The organism is Sorangium aterium (genome assembly GCF_028368935.1).
Lineage (GTDB): Bacteria > Myxococcota_A > Polyangia > Polyangiales > Polyangiaceae > Sorangium > Sorangium atrum.
Genome location: NZ_JAQNDK010000001.1, coordinates 2,549,227 through 2,566,125, shown reverse-complemented (window position 1 = coordinate 2,566,125; position 16,899 = coordinate 2,549,227). Strand labels below are relative to the sequence as shown.

Genomic DNA, 16,899 nt, shown 5'->3' with positions numbered 1-16,899 from the left:
GCGGCGTGCTCGGTGCGGTGGAGCCGACGCCTGCGGCGCCGGTCGCGTCCGGCGTGGCGCGCGCGCTGGCCGCCTGCGCGGTGGCGCTCGGCCTGTGCGCGGCGGGCTGCGAGGAGGAGGCGCCGCCGACGCGGCTCGTCGGCCAGGTGCACCTGACGCTGCTCCACACGTCGGACATCCACTCGCGGCTCTTCCCGTACAACCTGCAGCTCGGCCAGGTGGACGCGGGGCTCGGCCTCGGCGCGGCCGCCTCGGTCGCCAACGTCGGCGGCGCCGCGCGCATGTCCCATCTCCTCGGCCGCGAGCGCGCCCGGTCGTCGCGCGCGCTGCACCTCGACGGAGGAGACTGCTTCCAGGGGGCGCCGATCTTCAATTTCTACTCCGGAGAGGCCGAGATCCGCGCCCTCGGCGCGATGGGCGTCGACGCCATGATCGTCGCCAACCACGAGTTCGACCGCGGCGCGCTGAACCTCGGCATCCAGCTCCAGCAGAACGCCGGCTTCCCCGTCCTCGCGGCGAACTACCAGCTCGAGGACCCCGCGCAGCCCGGCGCCTCTCCGCTCGGCGCCATCCTGCAGCCGTTCACGGTCTTCGACCTCGAGGGCCTCAAGGTCGGCGTCGTCGGGATGGGCAATCTCTCCAGCCTGCCATCGATCTTCGAGGCGCCGAACCGGCTCGGCGTCACCCCGCTGAACACGACCGAGGTCGCCCAGTTCTACGTCGATCTGCTCCGCCCCACGGTGGACGTCATCGTCTTCGTCACCCACCTCGGCCTCGACGGCGACGAGCGGATGATCGAGACCACGACGGGCATCGACGTCGTGCTCGGCGGGCACAACCACATCGTCCTCCAGCCGCCGAAGCGCGTGCGCGACTGCTCGCGGTACTACGACGAGGAGCGGCAGAGCCATTACATCCTCCTGAACGACGAGCGCTCCCCCGGGGAGGGCGCGAAGCGCCGGCGCTACTGTACGCCACGCGACGTGGTGCTCGCGCACTCCGGCGCGTTCGCGAAGTTCGTCGGCCGGCTCGACCTCGTGCTGTCCAGGGACGCCTCCGAGCTCGGGGGCGGCTACGACCCGCTGAACGGCTTCGAGGTGCTGTCGGATCGGTACGAGCTCTTCCCGGTGACCGAGGACGTGCCCGCCGATCCGATCGTCGCCTCGGCGCTCGAGCCGTACGCGCAGGGGCTCGACGCGCTCGCGAACCTCGATCTCCTGGTCGGCTACGCGCCGGGCGGCTCCCGCGGCGCCTCGACGAGCGGCGGCGACTCGCCCCTCGGCAACCTCATCGCCGGGGCGATGTGGCTGCGCCTCGGCATCCAGACCGACTTCGCGCTCACGAACACGACAGGCATCCGCGCCGACCTCGCGCCCGGCCCGGTGACGGTCGAGCAGATGTTCAATGTCTTCCCCTTCGACAACTCGATCTCGAAGATGCAGCTCTCCGGCCTCGAGGTGCAGGAGCTCTTCGACTTCGTGGCGCGCCGATCGAGCGGCCGCGGGTGCGTCTCGCAGGCGCAGATCGCGGGCGCGCGGGTCGTCATCGACTGCGCCGCGCGCTCCGGAGGCGGCGCCGCGCCGGGCGTCGCGACCCACGTGTACATCGGCGCGCGCCAGCCGACGATCGCGTGCCCGAACGGCGACGCCGACTGTCCGGGCGGCGAGGTGGGCAGCTGCGACGTCGAGGCGAGGCGGTGCTGGCAGCCGATCGATCCGATCGCGACCTACGAGCTCGCGACGTCGAGCTACCTCGCCCAGGGCGGCAGCGGGTTCCGCGTGCTCCAGCGCAACACGACGCAGCTCGACACGCAGGTGCAGCAGCGCGACGCGCTGATCGACCACCTCCGCGCGGGCAGCCCGTGCGGCGCGGACGATCGCGGCGAGCTCGCGTCGTGCCGGCGGGACGCCGACTGCGCTGGCGTGGGCGAGGGCTTCGTCTGCGCGTGCCCCGAGTCGGTGGTCGAGGGGCAGGCGTGCAAGACAGGCGCCGCGCCGTGCTCCCGGGGCGCGTGTGTGCTCGCGCGTTGCCGCGACGACGTCGCCGCCTACCAGCGGGACGTCTGCGCCGAGGCCCCGACCGACTGGGTGCGGGAGCGGTGCGAGAGCGCGCTCGCCCCGTGCAGCGCCGCGGGCGAGCAGTGCAAGTACCTGGCGTGCGTCGACCGGCGGCTCGGCAGCTTCTCCGACGGCCGCTTGCGGATGGTGGGCCAGTGACGCCGCGGGCGCGGCATCGAGCGGCGCTCGCGGCCGCCGCGCTCGCCGGGTGCAGCAGCGACTTCGAGCCGCCCCGGGGCGTCTCGAGCTTCTGGGTCCAGGTCGAGCAGGTGAACGGGGAAGCGCCGCCCTCCGCCGAGGCGCCGTTGCCGGCCAACCGCGGCGACACCGTGGACGCCTGGTCGTTCAGGATCGAGGCGCGCGACGCTGCCGGCCGCCGGGCGCCCTTCGACGGCATGGTCAGGCTCAGCATCGAGCCCGGGGCGGTGCTCGACGTCGAGGCCGAGGACGAGGGCATCGCGGTCGGCCGCAACATCCGCCTGCGGGGCGGCGTCGCCAAGGGGATCGCCCACGTGACGGCCGTCTACGGACCCACCCGGCTGTGGGTCGAGGACGTCGGCTACCGGCCCGCGTCCCGGGGCAACCGCCCGGCGTGCGCCAACGGTGTCAACGATGACGCGCCGGGCGACGTGCTCGTCGATTTCCCTGCCGATCCCGGGTGCGCCTTCGCGGACGACGACACCGAGGAGGGCGGCTCCTTCAGCGCCGGTGTCTCGAAGCCGGTCGCTTACGCCGTGCCGCGCATCGCCGACGTGCAGGGCGGCGGCCCGGCGACGCCCTACCCGACCGAAGCGATGCAGATCAACACCGCGGCTCCTCAGCAGGTCGTCGTCACGCGCGTCTCGAGCGACGGCTTCTACGTCACCGATCTGACGGGCGAGGGGAGCGGCTTCAACCACCTCTTCGCGTACAATTTCAACACACCTGCCAACATGCGTATCTGCGATCGGCTCGAGTACCTCGCCGGCACCGTCGACGAGTTCTTCGGCTTCACCGAGCTCTCGTTCCCTTCGTACGAGATCGCGCGCGTGCAGGGAGGAGCGGAGTGCCTGGTCCCGGAGCCGACGGTGCTCGACGGGCCGACGCTCGCCGGCGCCTCGGCCATGGAGCGCCTCGAGAGCGGGCTCGTGCGCGTCGAGGGGTTCCACGTGAGCGAGCGCTTCGGTCCGAGGCCCGCGAGGGACAACGTCTTCGCCGCGGAGCAATCGAACTGCGATCTGAACGGCGACGGGCGGGTCGATTTCGACAGCCAGGCCGAGCGGAGCTGCGCGAACGCGTGCTCGGACGACCCCGAGTGCAGCGAGTGGACGAGCTACGCCGCGCGCGGCAACTACAAGATCACGGACGGATCGAGCATGATCCAGATCCAGACGGGCACGGTGAGCGCCTTCGATCCGACGTCCCGCCGGGGCGAGGTGATCGACGCGGTGACTGGCACGCTCCGGAACTTCTCGGGCGGCTCGCTGCACTGGACGATCGAAGCCCGCTGCCCGGACGACCTCGTCTGCGCGGCGCCCGGCTGCGCGCCCGCAACGAAGCCCTCGAAGGAGGCCTGTGTCCGGACGCGCAGCCTCGACGACAACGACGCCGAGACCAACTAGCCACCTCCTCACCTTCGCCGCGGTCGCGCTGCGCCCGCCGGATCCCCCAGGCCCAGGAAAGCCACCGCCCGCCATGCTCCGAAGCGCGCTCCTCGCCCCTGCTGTCTCCGGGGCCTTGCTGTTCACGCTCGCGCCGCCGGCGCTAGCGCAGGCGCAGCCGCCGCCCGGTCCTGCTGCGCCTTCGGTACCGGCGCCAGCGCCGGGGGCGCCGAGCCCGGACCAGGTCGCGCCGGCACCGGCGCCCGCCGCGCCGGCCCCAGCGGCCGCCGCGCCGTCTCCGACCTCGCAGTCCGCACCCGCGCCCGTCGTCCCCACCCTCCCACGGCGCGAGCCCTACCTGCCGCCGGCGGCCGAGGAGCCGCCCGTCCGCCTGGGAGACGCGATGGACACGCGCCTCACGTGGACGCTCGGGGACGACGATCTGCTCCACGACACCGGCCAGGCCCAGCCGCTCTCGCCGAACCTCAGCGTCGGCGATCGGAAGCAATACCGGCTCTTCTTCGACAACCTCAACTCCCGCTTCACCGGGCGCGAGAACCTGACGCACCTCGCGCTCTACAAGAGGATGCCGGGGTTCATCGAGCGGCTCGACACCGAGGCTTCGCTCGTCCTGCGGATCGACCTCGCCGCGCTTTCCAGGAACAACAACAACGTCAACCAGGCGTTTTACGACGCCGGATCGTTCATTCGCGCCTTCTATCACGCCGATGGCAAGGCAGAGGGGAAGACCGGTATCGGCGTCACGCTCTGGCCCATCGACACGGACCGGTTTCGACTGGGCTACCTCTACGACATCTCGTGGGGCGGGACGAACGCCTCCGCCAACCAGTCCATCTTCCCGCGCATCATCGGAACCGCGCCCGGCGCGAAGGTCCAGCTCGATTCCGACCGGTTCAGCGTGTATGCGGGGTTCAAGGTCGCGAGCCTCAACCAGGTCCAGGAGGTGCTCACCCCCGGCACGAGCGAGATCGAAGAGATCCGCATCGCTCAGACCAACTGGGGCTTTCTCCTTGGCGGGGGCGCCGACCTCCACCCCTACGTCCACGTCGACCTCGGCGCCGGCTACTTCCAGCAGGGCCGCTTCGACTTGTCCGACGTCGTCGGCGACCCGGTCTACACCTACGGCGGCTCGGCCCGGGTCGTCGCGCACGCGAAGAACGAGCCCATCCCGCAGTCGGTCGACTTCCTCCTCTATCGCAACGATCCAAACAAGCCGCAGATCCTCTTCAAGCCCGAGTTCTACACGCCGGGCAAGACGACATGGGCGGTGAGCCTCGAAGCGACGAACCTCTTCCAGAACCTCAAGGACTTCGAGTCTGCCGGTGTCACCACCCATCAGCCGGCACGCGCCGGCGCCCTCCAGGCGGTCGTCAAGTCCGGATACGCGCGCGCGAGCGTCACGGGCGTCTACCGGGATCTGCCGTTCGTGCTGCGCAACCAGCCGAGCTTCATCCCATTCCAGACGATCCCGAAGACCGCCCAGACCTCGACGGCCGACGAGCTGTTCTTCGCGCTCGCCGCCGACTATTACCTCGCGTCCGTGCGGCTTACCCCTGGCCTTGGCGTGGGCTTGCAGTTCCCCGCCGCGTTCAGGACGATGTCCGTCGACACCATGAGCGCGGTGATCGCGCGCACGTCCGTCGTCCGAGACCAGGGCAATGTGTCGATCCTCCCCTTCAACGCCTCGGCTGTGCCCATCTTCCAGGCCCGCGTGAGCCTCAAGTGGGATATCAGCAAGATCCTCTCCGCGGTGGCGTGGGCTCAGGTTGTGCGTGACAACAACGGCACGTTCATGGAGCGCGATCCCTCCGAGGGAACCGTGGCCCTGCGCACCTTCGTGAACCCCGACTTCTTCGGCCTCGGCACGAGCTTCCAGGCCCGCTTCTGACCCGACGCCCGCGATGCGCGCTGACCGCGTCGCCCGCTCGCCGCGCCCGCGTTTCCCCCGCTCACCGCGCCTCCGCCGCCGCCGCCGCCGCTCATCGCGGCTCGAAATCCTTGAACGCCGCCACGGCCCGCTGCGACGTGCTCACGGTCTCGACGATGCGGAAGCCGCCGCGCAGGTAGAACCCCTCGAAGTGCAGCACGCTCTCGCCGTCGGCGGGCTCGATCTCCCAGTAGCGCGAGCGGTCCTTCGACGTGCCCAGCACCGCGATCCGCCGCCACCCCGCCGGGATCATGCCCGTCCACTCGGGGCCGCGCTTCTCCGTCAGCTCGAAGTCGTCGCGGCTGTGCTTCACCCGGAAGCTCGCGTCCGGCCCCGAGCCGATGCGCGCGTCGAGCGCGGCCCCGGGCGGTCCCTTCGCCATCTGGTCCTGGCGCCGCGGTCCCCGCTTGCTCACCCGGTAGCCCGCCACCGACTGCGGATCGAGGTAGTAGGTGCCCCCTTCCTTGCTCGCGCGCAGCCGCCCCGCGTAGATCGCCTGGCGCACAGCGCTCTCCGAGATGCCGAGCTGCTGCGCGGCGTCCGGCACCGTCATCGTGAAGCGCGTCCGCGGCGTGAGGACCGCCGAATCGGGCGGCAGGCGCTTCCGCGCGACGCAGTCGAGCATCACGTGGAAGGTCGGGTCGCGGTACACGTCCGCGGTCGCGACGCTCCGGCCCGCGACGGCGGTCCTGTCCAGCAACGGGTTCTCCTGGCCGAGCACGAGATCCAGCAGCTCGACGTCGGACACCGACGGATCCCTGGCCGCCACCAGGACCCGGGACAGAAAGGCGCCGAGCTCGCCCGCCGGCGTCGGGAACTCGACCGTCTCGCCGGACAGCAGCGTGTATTGCGTCTTCATCTCGCCTCTTCGCAGCTCGTCGTGTGCGCTCGCCCACACCGCGCGCCGCACGCGTGCCCGGGGCCACGCGAGCCCGATCCGTCCAGGAGGCGGACGAAGTCCCACGCACGCGCCGGAGGCACGCGCAGGCGGATCTCACCCCACCGGGGGCGCCGCGCCGGCGGAGCCCGCCTCGATGGACGGGCCCGCCCGCACGTCGCCCGCGTCGGGCACGCGTTCAGCGCCGCAGCTACGCATTACTGTAAGCCCGTTCAGGTTGTCCCGTCTAGTGCCTTCGCAAGCCGCTAGGACAAATGCCGTCCGCTTCCAGGACGAACAGGCATTCGCAACCGTCCGAAACCAAACGTTAATTCCGTATGATCAGAATGCAGCGCGACCCCGGAAAAATCGTCGAGGCGCGCGGATGGGGCGCGGATCACGACGCCACGCCCGCCTCGCGCCGTCGCCGTGCCCGGGTTACCGGAGGGATTTGTTCAGTGGGCGGACCCCACCATTTGTTCAGGTGTCGGGTCGCTGTCGCGTCTCGGCGAGGGCCTCGATCGTGTCGCGATCGTGGTCCCGGATGCAGTCGACGCCGTTGCGCTCGAATTGGACGGCGGCGGCCAGCGCGGTCCGGCTGCGCTCGCGGTCGATGGCCCACGCGGCGTGTCGCACGAGCAGGGCGAGCTGCAGCGCCCGGCCCAGCGTGATCGCGACCCGGCGGGCGCCCGCCTCGAGGCCGGGGCGGTCGGCGGAGGCCATCTCCTTGATCCACGCGCGGGCGTGCGACACCGCGCGCGACGCGGACGTCTCCGCCTCGGCGAGCTTCGGCTCGACCACGCCGGTCAGGAGGCGCGCCACCTCGGCCGCGAGGATGTCGAGCGAGCCGTCCTTCAGGATCACCCGCAGCGCGTCGAGGGCGAGCACGTTCGTCGTGCCCTCCCAGATCGTGAGGACCTGCGCGTCCCGGAGCAGGCGCGGCAGGCCCGTGTCCTCGACGTAGCCGGCCCCGCCGAACGCCTCGAGCACCTCGCTCAGCACCGACACCGCCTGCTTGGCGGTCGTGAGCTTCGCGAGCGGGATGATCAGCCGCAGCAGCTTGGCCTCCGAGTCGGTGAGCGAGCCCGTCTCCTCGCGCCCGAGCAGCTCGATCGCGCGGAAGGTCAGGTGGAAGGCGCCCTCGAACTCGGCCTGGAGCTCGGCGAGCGTGTCCATGTGCAGCGGCTTCTCCGCCAGCGTCGTGCCGAACTGGACTCGGCTCTGGGCGTACGAGCGCGCCAGCGCGAGCCCCCGGCGCATCCCGGCGATGGCGCCGATCGCGTTCCATGTGCGCGTCACGTTGAGCATCGGCGCGATCGCTCGGACGCCGTTCGAGAGGCCCGCCACCGGCGTGGCGAGGACCCCGTCGAGCGTGAGCTCGGCGGTCGGCACCTTGCGCGTCCCGAGCTTGTCCTTCAGCCGGTTGATCAGCACGCCCTCGCGGCGGCCCGCCTCGCCCGCGAGCTCCACGTAGAAGAGCGCGAGGCCGCGGCTGCCCTCGGGGTTGCCCTCGGGGCGCGCGAGCGTGAGCGCCATCTCCGACGTGGTGGACGAGGCGAACCACTTCGTCCCGTGGAGCCGGTAGGCCCCGTCGGGGCCGAGGCGCGCCGCGGTCTCGCTCCGCCCCACGTCCGAGCCGCCGGTGCGCTCGGTCATCCACTGGCCCGAGGTCCACGCGGCGGCAGGGTCGCGGCTCGTCAGCCGGGGCACGGCGCGGTCGATGAGCGCGTGGTTGCCGCTCGCGAGGAGCGTCCGCGCGGCGCCGTCGGTCATCGCGAGCGGGCACGTGTACACGTCGCTCGACGCGTCGAAGAGGTACGCCAGTGCGAACTGATGGACGCGCGAGAACGCGCCGTGCGCCCGCTCGTAGGCCGTCGCGACGACCCCCCGCTCGCACGCGATCCGGGCCGCCTCCTTCCAGAGCTGGGTCACCTCGACCTGGTCGACGCGCCTTCCCCAGGCGTCCCACGACGTGAGCTTCGGCTCGTTCGCGCGATCGGCGAGCTGCAGCTGGTACAGGCGGCCGCCGGCGAGCTCGCCCATCTCCCGCAGCGAAGGCGTTATCGACGCGGCCACCTCGCGCGGCAGGGCCCGCGCGAGATAGGACCGCAGCACGCGGTCGTCGTCGTACTGGTTCCCGAGTGTGGGGGGGTCTTGATAGAAAGCCACCGGCCGACTCCTAGGTTGGTGCGCCGCAACCCGAACCGTGCGACGCCCGCGCGCCGATCACGTTCCGCGCGCCCCTCCGTGCACGCGCGGCGACTCGCAGCCTCGATAGAGCTCGAAGCTACTGAACCCGTCCCATCCGGTTCAACAGGAAGCCGAGGCCGCGTCGCGGCGACGCGGCGAACGGTGAACCTCTGCTGGTAATTTCGCCGCGACCGCCGGTTTTTGTGCGCTGTTCGGGTGCTGTGTCGCACGGAAAGAAGGGTAAGTCGCTGAATGTGCCGTTCTTGACTTCTCCGATGCACCAATGCATATGGCTGGCGGTGAAGCTCTCGAACAAGGGTCGCTACGGTGTGCGCGCATTGTTCGATATCGCATTCCACAACGACGGGCGGCCGACGCAGATCCGCGAGATCTCGGAGCGTGAGGTCATCCCTGCGCGCTTCCTGGAGCAGATCTTCCAGGACCTGAAGAAGGCCGGGCTCATCAGCTCGAAGCGGGGGCCGCGCGGCGGTTATCACCTCGCGCGGCCCGCGAGCGAGATCAGCCTGGGGGACGTCGTCCGCGCCCTGGAGGGGCCGGTCGCCGTGATCGCGCCGGATGACGACGGCAGGCCGGAGGGCTCGCCGCTCGACCCGCCCACGGCCGTGTTCCACGATCTGGCGCTCGCGATCGAGCGCTGCTTCGACTCGGTCTCGATCGCCGACGTCTGCGAGCGCGGCGTCGAGCTCGGCGTGCGCCGCAAGGGGCGGCCCGAGCGCTCGACCTACGTGATCTGAACCGACACCATGAGCAGCCCCGAACGATCCGCACAATCCACCGGCGCACCGGGCGCACCGGGCGCACCGGGCGCACCCGCGGAGCGCGCAGCGCAGCTCCCGCCGCTGCCGTCGCACCCGCGCGTCGTCGACAGCCTCCTCGACCTCGTCGGCGACACCCCGCTCTACGAGATCCGCCGCGTCGACGCGGCGACGCCCCGGGGGCGCGTCTTCGGGAAGGCCGAGCAGCAGAACCCGGGCGGCTCGCTGAAGGACCGGATCTGCCTCGCGATGATCGAGGGCGCCGAGGCGCGCGGGCTGCTCGGCGCGGGCGGCGTGGTCATCGAGCCGACGTCGGGGAACACCGGGATCGGGCTCGCGATCGTGTGCGCGGCGAAGGGGTACCGCTGCATCCTGACGATGCCGGCGAGCATGAGCCTGGAGCGGCGCCAGCTGCTCGAGGCCTACGGGGCGGAGGTCGTCCTGACCGAGCCCGAGCTGCAGATGGAGGGGGCCATCGCCCGGGCGCGCGAGCTCGCGGCGGACATCCCGGGGGCGCTCATCCTCAGCCAGTTCGACAACCCCGACAACCCGCGCGTCCACGCGGAGACGACCGCGCGGGAGATCCTGCACGCGATGGCCGGCCTCGACGCGCCGGGGCGGCCCGGTCCCCGGCAGTCGCTGACGATCGACGCGTTCGTCGCCGGCGTGGGGACGGGCGGGTCGGTGAGCGGTGTCGGGCGCGTGCTCAAGCGGCTCCGCCGGGCGACGCGCGTCATCGCGGTCGAGCCCGAGTCGTGCGCGACGATCTCGCGCGGCGAGCGCGGGCCCACCAAGATCCAGGGGCTCGCCGCCGGGTTCGTCCCCGAGAACTACGATCCGAGCGTGGTGGACGAGGTGCGGACGGTCAGCGATCGCGCCGCGTACGACACGAAGGCGGCGCTGGCCCGTCAGGAGGGGCTGCTCGTCGGCATCAGCGCTGGCGCCGCGGTGCGCGTCGCGCTCGACGTCGCCCGCGAGCTCGGCCCCGACGCCAACGTGGTGACCGTCCTCTGCGACACAGGCGAGCGCTACTTCAGCCTGGACGAGTATTTCCGATGAGCGGCGGCGGCGAGGCGATCCGCGGGTGCGTCCTCCTCGTCGGGGCGGGGGGGATCGCCGCGCCCGCCGCGCTCGCGCTCGCCGCTGCCGGGGTGCGGGAGCTGCGGGTCGCGGACGACGACCAGGTCGAGCTGACGAACTTGCATCGTCAGATCCTGTTCGACGACGACGACGTCGGGCGGCCGAAGCTCGACGCGTTCGCGGAGGCGCTGCGCCGTCGCTTCCCCGGGCTCCGCGTCGATCGCCGTTACGGCCGCTTCGCGCCGAGCGCGGCGGCGGGGCTGATGCCGGGCGTCTCCGTGGTGGTCGACGCGACCGACAACTTCGCGTCGCGGTTCCTGATCGCCGACGTGTGCCGCCTGACGAGGACGCCGGTGGTCCATGCCGCCGCGATCCGCTGGCGCGCGACGGTGATGGCGGTCGCGGGGGAGGGGGCGCCCTGCTACCGCTGCCTGTTCGAGGACCTGCCGACCGGGGACGCGCCGGATTGCGCCACGGCCGGCGTGGCTGGCCCGGTGTGCGGCGTGGCCGGCGCGATCGCGGCGGATCGCGCGCTGGCGATCCTCGCGGGCGACGCGTCGATCTTCGGCCGGATCGCGACGTACGACGGCCTCACGGACACGCTGCGCAGCGTCCCTGTCTCCGCGCGGCCCGCCTGCGACCTCTGCGGGGCGCGCGCCGCGATCGCGACGATCGACGCATCCCGCTACGTCGTCGCATGCGCGGCGGAGAGCGGATCCCCGACCCACGTTGAAGGGGACCGCGAAGGCGGATCCCCGACCCACGTTGAAGGGGACCGCGAAGGCGGATCCCCGACCCACGTTGAAGGGGACCGCGAAGGCGGATCCCCGACCCACGTTGAAGGGGACCGCGAAGGCGGATCCCCGACCCACGTTGAAGGGGACCGCGAAGGCGAATCCCCGACCGCTGCTGTAAAGGACCGCGAGAGCGGATCCTCGACCCACCTCAAGACTGGAGAGCAAGACCATGGCTGACACCGCGACCGTCCGCATCCCGACCCCCCTCCGCACGCTCACCGGGGGGCAGGACGAGGTCAAAGCCGCCGGCGGCACCGTCGGCGAGCTGATCGAGAACCTCGAGAAGAGCTACCCTGGCATCCGCGACCGACTCCTCGACGAGAAGGGCGTGCGGCGCTTCGTGAACATCTTCGTGGGCGACGAGGACATCCGCTTCCTCGACGGGCTGAAGACGCCCGTGAAGGGCGGCGACCAGGTGGCAATCGTCCCCGCGATCGCCGGGGGCTGAGGTGGACGACCCGCGCTATCTCCGCCAGGTGTTGCTCGCGGAGATCGGTCCAGAGGGACAGGCGAGGCTCAAGGCGGCGACGGCGCGCGTGCTCGGCGGCGGCAGCGACGCGCCGCCGCTCGCGCACGAGGTGGCGGAGCGCTACGCGCGCGGCGCCGGCTTCGGCGCGCTCGCGGAGGGCGCGATCGACCTCGCCGCGCTCGCGCCCGCGGAGCTCGTCGCCTCGCCCGCCGCGCGCGCCGTGCTCGCGGGCGCGCGCGCGGCGCTCGCCGCGATGCGCGCCGCGCTGGCTCAGGGCAGCGCCGCGGGGAGCGCGGGGCAGGGGAGCGCGGGGGAGGTCGACCCGTCATGAGGCACTCGCTCGCCCGCTCCCGGCGCCTGGGGTCGGTCGTCGACGCCGTGGGCGACACGCCGCTGTTGCGCCTCTCGCGCGTGGGCCGCGAGACGCCGTCGGTCGAGGTCTACGCCAAGCTCGAGTTCGCGAACCCCGGCGGCTCGGTGAAGGATCGCGCCGCGCTGCGGATGATGACCCGCGCCGCCGCGGACGGCCGCCTCACCAGCCAGAAGACGCTCATCGACTCGACGAGCGGCAACACCGGGGTCGCCTACTCGCTCTTCGGCGCGGCGATGGGCTTCAAGGTGGCGCTCGTCATGCCGTCGAACGTGTCGAAGGCGCGCAAGGACATCGCGCGCGCGTTCGGCACGGAGCTCATCTTCAGCGACCCGATGGAGGGCTCCGACGGCGCCATCCGCCTCGTGCGCTCGCTGGTCGAGAAGGATCCGGAGCGGTACTTCTACCCGGATCAGTACTCGAACGAGGACAACCCGCTCGCCCACTACCACGGTACGGCGCGCGAGATCCTGGAGGCGGTCGGCGACAGGATCACGCACTTCGTGGCCGGCGTCGGCACGAGCGGCACCATCGTCGGGACGAGCCGGCGGCTGCGCGAGCACCACCGCCCGATCCGCTGCATCGCCGTGGAGCCCACGGAGGCGCTCCATGGGCTGGAGGGGCTCAAGCACCTGCCGAGCTCGCTCGTGCCCGCCATCCACGACGAGGGCGCGTACCACGAGACGATGCGCATCACGACGGAGGACGGCTGGGACATGTCCGATCGCCTCGCGCGCGAGGAGGCGCTGCACGTGGGGCACTCGGGCGGCGCGGCGATCTTCGCGGCCTTCGAGATCGCGAAGCGCCTGCACCGCGAACAGCAAGGAGGGTGCGTCGTGGCGATTGTCCCCGACCGGGGCGACCGCTATTTTGCGCCCATGAAATGGGAGAAGCGTTACTTATGGTGATGTCTCCACAGCCGTGGACCGCCGGTGGGGTGGTCCTCAAGGCGAGCGTGCTCAAGGCGGTCGAGGACGAGGCGCTCGCGGGCTACGCGCGCGACGAGGAGGCCTGCGGGTACCTGAAGGGGCCCGCGGACGAGCCGCTGCTCTGTGACGAGCACGTCCGGATGGACAACATCGCGAACAAGCTCCACGCCGTCGATCCGGAGCGGTACTTCCGGACGGCGCGGACGTTCTTCGATTTCAACGGCAAGCGCTTCTCCGACGCCGTCGAGAAGGGCGCCTCGGCGGGGCGCCCGGTGAAGGTGCTCTATCACTCTCACCTCGACGCCGGCGCCTACTTCAGCCCGACGGACGCTGCCATGATGAGCGGCGGCGAGCCGCCGGCCGAGGAAGGGGCCCCGATCGTGATGGGGCCCGGACCGGCGTTCCCGCTCGCGTTCCTCGTCACCAGCGTGCGCGGCGGCTCCGGCGAAGGGCGTCCGGAGGAGGCGCCCCGCATCGCCGAGCACCGCCTCTTCGTGTGGGACGGCGCCGCGTTCGTCGCGTCGACGTTCTCCGTCGTCGATTGAGCTCATCGCGCCGGGGCGCGCGTCCGCGCGCTCTCGCGCAGCCCTCCTCCGCTCGTCGAGGGGTCCGCACCCGAGGCCCGGAGCGGCCGAGTCCGTAGTCGTCACTTGATCATCGAAGGAGTTGCCTAAATGTCAGGTTTTGTTGTCTGGTTCACCGGTTTGAGCGGCGCTGGCAAGAGCACGCTCGCGGCGATGCTCTCGGCCGAGCTCCGCGCCCGCTCCGTCCACGTGGAGGTGCTCGACGGCGACGAGGTGCGCACCAACCTCTCGAAGGGCCTCGGGTTCTCGAAGGAGGACCGCGATACGAACATCCGGCGAATCGGATACGTGGCGAAGCTCATCGCCCGGTCGGGCGCGTGCGCGATGACGGCCGCCATCAGCCCTTACAAGGCGATCCGTGACGAGCAGCGGGCCCAGATCCCCCACTTCGTCGAGGTGTTCTGCTCCTGCGCGATCCCCGTGCTCGCCGAGCGCGACGCGAAGGGGCTCTACAAGAAGGCGCTCGCGGGCGAGATCAAGAACTTCACGGGCATCGACGATCCGTACGAGGCGCCCGAGAGCCCCGAGGTGGTCGTCGACACCGGCAAGGAGACGAAGGAGGAGAGCCTCGCCAAGATCCTCGCCAAGCTCGAGGAGCTCGGCTACGTCCCGCGCCGCGGCGCCGCGGTCGCCGTGTCCGGCGCGGCCGCCGCGGGGGCGGCCGCGGGCGGCGCGCGCGGGCTCATCGCGCCGCACGGCGGCGAGCTCGTGAACCGGTGGGTCGAGGGCGCGGCGAAGGCGTCGCTCGCGGAGCGGGCGAAGGGGCTGCCGGTCATCGAGCTCGACGAGCGGACCGAGAGCGACGTCGAGATGATCGCGGTCGGGGCGTTCTCCCCGCTGCGCGGCTTCATGAACTCGAAGGACTACCTGCGCGTCGTGCGCGAGATGCGGCTCGAGAGCGGCCTTCCGTGGTCGATGCCGATCACGCTCGCCGTCTCCGAGCAGGCGGCCGAGGGGCTCCGCGTGGGCTCCGAGGCGGCGCTCCGGGCGCGCGACGGGCGCATCGTCGCGGTCATCGAGCTGAGCGACAAGTGGCGGCCGAACAAGGAGCTCGAGGCGCAGGAGGTGTTCCGGACGACCGAGACGAAGCACCCGGGCGTCGCCTACCTGATGAGCACGGGCCCCGTGTACGTCGGCGGCGAGATCCGCGTGCTGGAGCGGCCCGTCGACTCGGCGTTCCCGGCGTACGACCGGAGCCCGGCGACGACGCGGGCGTACTTCGCCGAGAAGGGCTGGCGCCGGATCGTCGGGTTCCAGACGCGGAACCCGATCCACCGGGCGCACGAGTTCATCACCAAGACGGCGCTGGAGATCTGCGACGGCCTGATGATCCACCCGCTCGTCGGCGCGACCAAGTCGGACGACATCCCGGCGGACGTGCGGATGCGTTGCTACGAGGAGCTCATCGCGAAGTACTATGTGAAGGACCGCGTGCTGCTCTCGATCTACCCGGCGGCGATGCGCTACGCGGGGCCGCGCGAGGCGATCTTCCACGCGCTGGCGCGGAAGAACTACGGCTGCTCCCACTTCATCGTGGGGCGCGATCACGCCGGCGTCGGCAGCTACTACGGCACGTACGACGCGCAGGAGATCTTCAATGCCTTCAGCCCCGGAGAGCTCGGCATCACCACGCTCAACTTCGAGAACGCGTTCTACTCGACGGTGGTCGGCGCGATGGCCACGGCGAAGACGGCGCCTGGCGACGCGTCGACGCAGGTCAACCTGTCCGGGACGAAGGTGCGCGAGCTGCTCCAGCGCGGCGAGCTGCCGCCGCCGGAGTTCTCCCGTCCGGAGGTCGCGCGCATCCTCATCGAGTCGATGCGCAGCTCGTCGTAGCCCCGGGCGCCTGAGGGCCGCGGCGGGCGGCGCCGTCGAGCGGGGCCGCGCCGCCCCTCACGTGGCACGCGTGGCGCGCGCCGTGGTCCTCTCGCTCCTCGCCGCGCTCGCCGGCGTCTCCGCGGGGACGCCGGCGCGCGCGGATCTCAGCGACGACGCCGCGCGCGTCGCGCGGATGTGGTCGCTCTCGGGCGCGCGCGTCGCGCGCCTCCCCCCCATCTTCCTCGAGCACGGCCGCGCCCGAGTCGTGGCGCTCGATCCGCCTGCCGGCCCGGCCCGCGTCGCAGGCGCGGCCGGCGCGGCGGCGGACGAGTGCCTCACCGCTGCGTTCCTCGCGCCTCGCACGGCGGAGTTCACGCTCTCGCCGGAGGGGCCGTCGGGCGGCGTCCCCGCGCTCGAGGGCCTCATCCACAGGCTGCGCGGCGTGGAGCCCGAGGACGACCGCCGCGTCCCCAGCGTCACCGGGGTCGCGGCGATCACGCTGTGCGGGGCCGAGCGCGAGGGGCTGCGCCGCTTGGCGGTCGAGGTGCTGTCGACGCGCAGCGCGTTCGATGTCGTCGTCGCTGCGTCGAGCGGGCCGCTGGAGCGCGTCGAGGCCATCCTGCCGGAGCGCGCGTCCGGGCCCGTCGCGCCGCGCGGCGACCCTGGGCGGCCCTCCGAGCCGGGGCCGCTCGACGCCCGGGTCGCGCGGGCCGCGCGGCGCGCGCAGGCGGAAGGGGCGCCGCGCGTCGCTCCGACCGACATGCGCGCCTCGTCGATCGGGACGGGGCAGTTCTCGGTCAGGCTCCCCGAGGGTTGCCACCGCCTCGACCTGATGGCCGAGGTGCCGAGCGCCACGTTGCGCCGCGCGACCGATCTCGACGCCGAGGCGCGCGAGGAGACCACGGGCAGGGTGCTCGATCGCGACAGGTCCGACGCGCCCGACGCGCGGCTCGATTTCTGTCTGGGCGAGCAGGGGGTCGTCGAGGTGCCTTTCCTCGGGGCCGCGGGGCCGGTGAAGGTCGTGCTGTCCGACGCGCAGTGGCCGATGTCCGCGTTCGTGCCGGGGCACTTCGGCGCGCGCGCCCGCGGCAACCTGGCCGCCGCGCTGCGCCGCCGCCACGCGCCCGCGCCGCGCGCGCAGGCGATCGCCGAGGCGATCGGCGCGCAGGGCGACACGCTCGTCCCGGTCCAGGTCGAGCCGGGCCGCTGCTACTTCGCGGGGGCGGCGCTGGCCCGGGGCGAGCTGCGCGCGCTCCGGATCTCCGTCGAGCTCGGCGACCGCGCCGGGCGCGACGACGCCGGCGAGAACGGCGAGAGCGCCGGCGTCGCGTTCTGCTCCGAGATCGAGGAGAGCGCCGCCCTCCGCGTGTCCGCGCGCGGCGGCTCGCCGGTCTGGGTCGTCGCGGTCTGGCCGATGGACTGAC

Annotated in this window: 14 protein-coding genes; 12 read left to right on the top strand and 2 right to left on the bottom strand. The window is 72.1% G+C overall.

All coding sequences use genetic code 11. The features are described from left to right. Window positions 1-5 precede the first annotated feature (5 nt). The 3 genes from POL72_RS09330 (at window position 6) to POL72_RS09320 (ending at window position 5,546) form a co-directional block, all read left to right on the top strand. Window positions 6-2,216: a bifunctional metallophosphatase/5'-nucleotidase gene (locus POL72_RS09330; protein ID WP_272094685.1), complete on the top strand. Its 2,211-nt coding sequence runs from the start codon at window positions 6-8 to the stop codon at window positions 2,214-2,216. Next, window positions 2,213-3,658 carry a single stranded DNA-binding domain-containing protein gene (locus POL72_RS09325; protein ID WP_272094683.1) on the top strand — a complete coding sequence of 482 codons (1,446 nt, stop codon included), beginning with the start codon at window positions 2,213-2,215 and terminating at the stop codon, window positions 3,656-3,658. The genes POL72_RS09330 and POL72_RS09325 overlap by 4 nt, the downstream gene beginning before the upstream one ends. A gap of 73 nt (window positions 3,659-3,731) precedes the next feature. Continuing rightward, window positions 3,732-5,546 (top strand): hypothetical protein, encoded by a 1,815-nt coding sequence (locus POL72_RS09320; protein WP_272094682.1) that lies wholly within the window; start codon window positions 3,732-3,734, stop codon window positions 5,544-5,546. Window positions 5,547-5,637: 91 nt separating this feature from the next. On the opposite strand, the gene POL72_RS09315 is transcribed toward POL72_RS09320, so the two are convergent. Next, a complete protein-coding gene (locus POL72_RS09315; RefSeq protein ID WP_272094680.1) occupies window positions 5,638-6,444 on the bottom strand; it encodes a helix-turn-helix domain-containing protein in 807 nt (268 codons plus the stop codon). Window positions 6,445-6,942: 498 nt separating this feature from the next. Beyond that, window positions 6,943-8,631, bottom strand: a complete 1,689-nt coding sequence (locus POL72_RS09310; protein WP_272094679.1) for an acyl-CoA dehydrogenase family protein — start codon at window positions 8,629-8,631, stop codon at window positions 6,943-6,945. A 296-nt stretch (window positions 8,632-8,927) separates the two neighbouring features. On the opposite strand from POL72_RS09310, the gene POL72_RS09305 reads away from it, so the two are divergent. From POL72_RS09305 to POL72_RS09265, 9 genes are all read left to right on the top strand, one after another. Beyond that, window positions 8,928-9,407 (top strand): RrF2 family transcriptional regulator, encoded by a 480-nt coding sequence (locus POL72_RS09305; protein WP_272094678.1) that lies wholly within the window; start codon window positions 8,928-8,930, stop codon window positions 9,405-9,407. 9 nt (window positions 9,408-9,416) lie between these two features. Beyond that, entirely contained in the window at window positions 9,417-10,487 is a 1,071-nt protein-coding gene (cysK, locus tag POL72_RS09300) for a cysteine synthase A (protein WP_272094677.1), read from the top strand. Beyond that, entirely contained in the window at window positions 10,484-11,482 is a 999-nt protein-coding gene (locus tag POL72_RS09295; RefSeq protein ID WP_272094676.1) for a HesA/MoeB/ThiF family protein, read from the top strand. The genes cysK and POL72_RS09295 overlap by 4 nt, the downstream gene beginning before the upstream one ends. Continuing rightward, the gene (locus tag POL72_RS09290) at window positions 11,475-11,753 is read left to right on the top strand and encodes a MoaD/ThiS family protein (RefSeq protein ID WP_012238383.1); all 279 of its coding nucleotides are present in this window, start codon (window positions 11,475-11,477) and stop codon (window positions 11,751-11,753) included. Before POL72_RS09295 ends, POL72_RS09290 begins: the two co-directional genes overlap by 8 nt. A 1-nt stretch (window position 11,754) precedes the next feature. Next, on the top strand, window positions 11,755-12,105 hold the full coding sequence (locus tag POL72_RS09285) for a ubiquitin-activating E1 family protein (protein WP_272094675.1): 351 nt from the start codon (window positions 11,755-11,757) through the stop codon (window positions 12,103-12,105). After that, entirely contained in the window at window positions 12,102-13,052 is a 951-nt protein-coding gene (locus POL72_RS09280) for a PLP-dependent cysteine synthase family protein (protein WP_272094674.1), read from the top strand. Before POL72_RS09285 ends, POL72_RS09280 begins: the two co-directional genes overlap by 4 nt. Next, complete coding sequence (locus POL72_RS09275) at window positions 13,046-13,618, top strand: M67 family metallopeptidase (RefSeq protein WP_272094673.1); 573 nt, start codon at window positions 13,046-13,048, stop codon at window positions 13,616-13,618. Before POL72_RS09280 ends, POL72_RS09275 begins: the two co-directional genes overlap by 7 nt. A 129-nt stretch (window positions 13,619-13,747) precedes the next feature. Further along, window positions 13,748-15,493, top strand: a complete 1,746-nt coding sequence (sat, locus tag POL72_RS09270; RefSeq protein ID WP_272094672.1) for a sulfate adenylyltransferase — start codon at window positions 13,748-13,750, stop codon at window positions 15,491-15,493. Window positions 15,494-15,575: 82 nt separating this feature from the next. Then, entirely contained in the window at window positions 15,576-16,898 is a 1,323-nt protein-coding gene (locus tag POL72_RS09265; protein WP_272094671.1) for a hypothetical protein, read from the top strand. The last annotated feature ends 1 nt before the right edge of the window (window position 16,899 follow it).

Coding starts and splice junctions, on each gene's coding strand:
- POL72_RS09305 (WP_272094678.1), top strand. CDS start 8,928: ATGCACCAATGCATATGGCTGGCGGTGAAGCTCTCGAACAAGGGTCGC.
- sat (WP_272094672.1), top strand. CDS start 13,748: ATGTCAGGTTTTGTTGTCTGGTTCACCGGTTTGAGCGGCGCTGGCAAG.
- POL72_RS09275 (WP_272094673.1), top strand. CDS start 13,046: ATGGTGATGTCTCCACAGCCGTGGACCGCCGGTGGGGTGGTCCTCAAG.
- POL72_RS09280 (WP_272094674.1), top strand. CDS start 12,102: ATGAGGCACTCGCTCGCCCGCTCCCGGCGCCTGGGGTCGGTCGTCGAC.
- POL72_RS09290 (WP_012238383.1), top strand. CDS start 11,475: ATGGCTGACACCGCGACCGTCCGCATCCCGACCCCCCTCCGCACGCTC.
- POL72_RS09315 (WP_272094680.1), bottom strand. CDS start 6,444: ATGAAGACGCAATACACGCTGCTGTCCGGCGAGACGGTCGAGTTCCCG.
- POL72_RS09320 (WP_272094682.1), top strand. CDS start 3,732: ATGCTCCGAAGCGCGCTCCTCGCCCCTGCTGTCTCCGGGGCCTTGCTG.
- POL72_RS09295 (WP_272094676.1), top strand. CDS start 10,484: ATGAGCGGCGGCGGCGAGGCGATCCGCGGGTGCGTCCTCCTCGTCGGG.
- cysK (WP_272094677.1), top strand. CDS start 9,417: ATGAGCAGCCCCGAACGATCCGCACAATCCACCGGCGCACCGGGCGCA.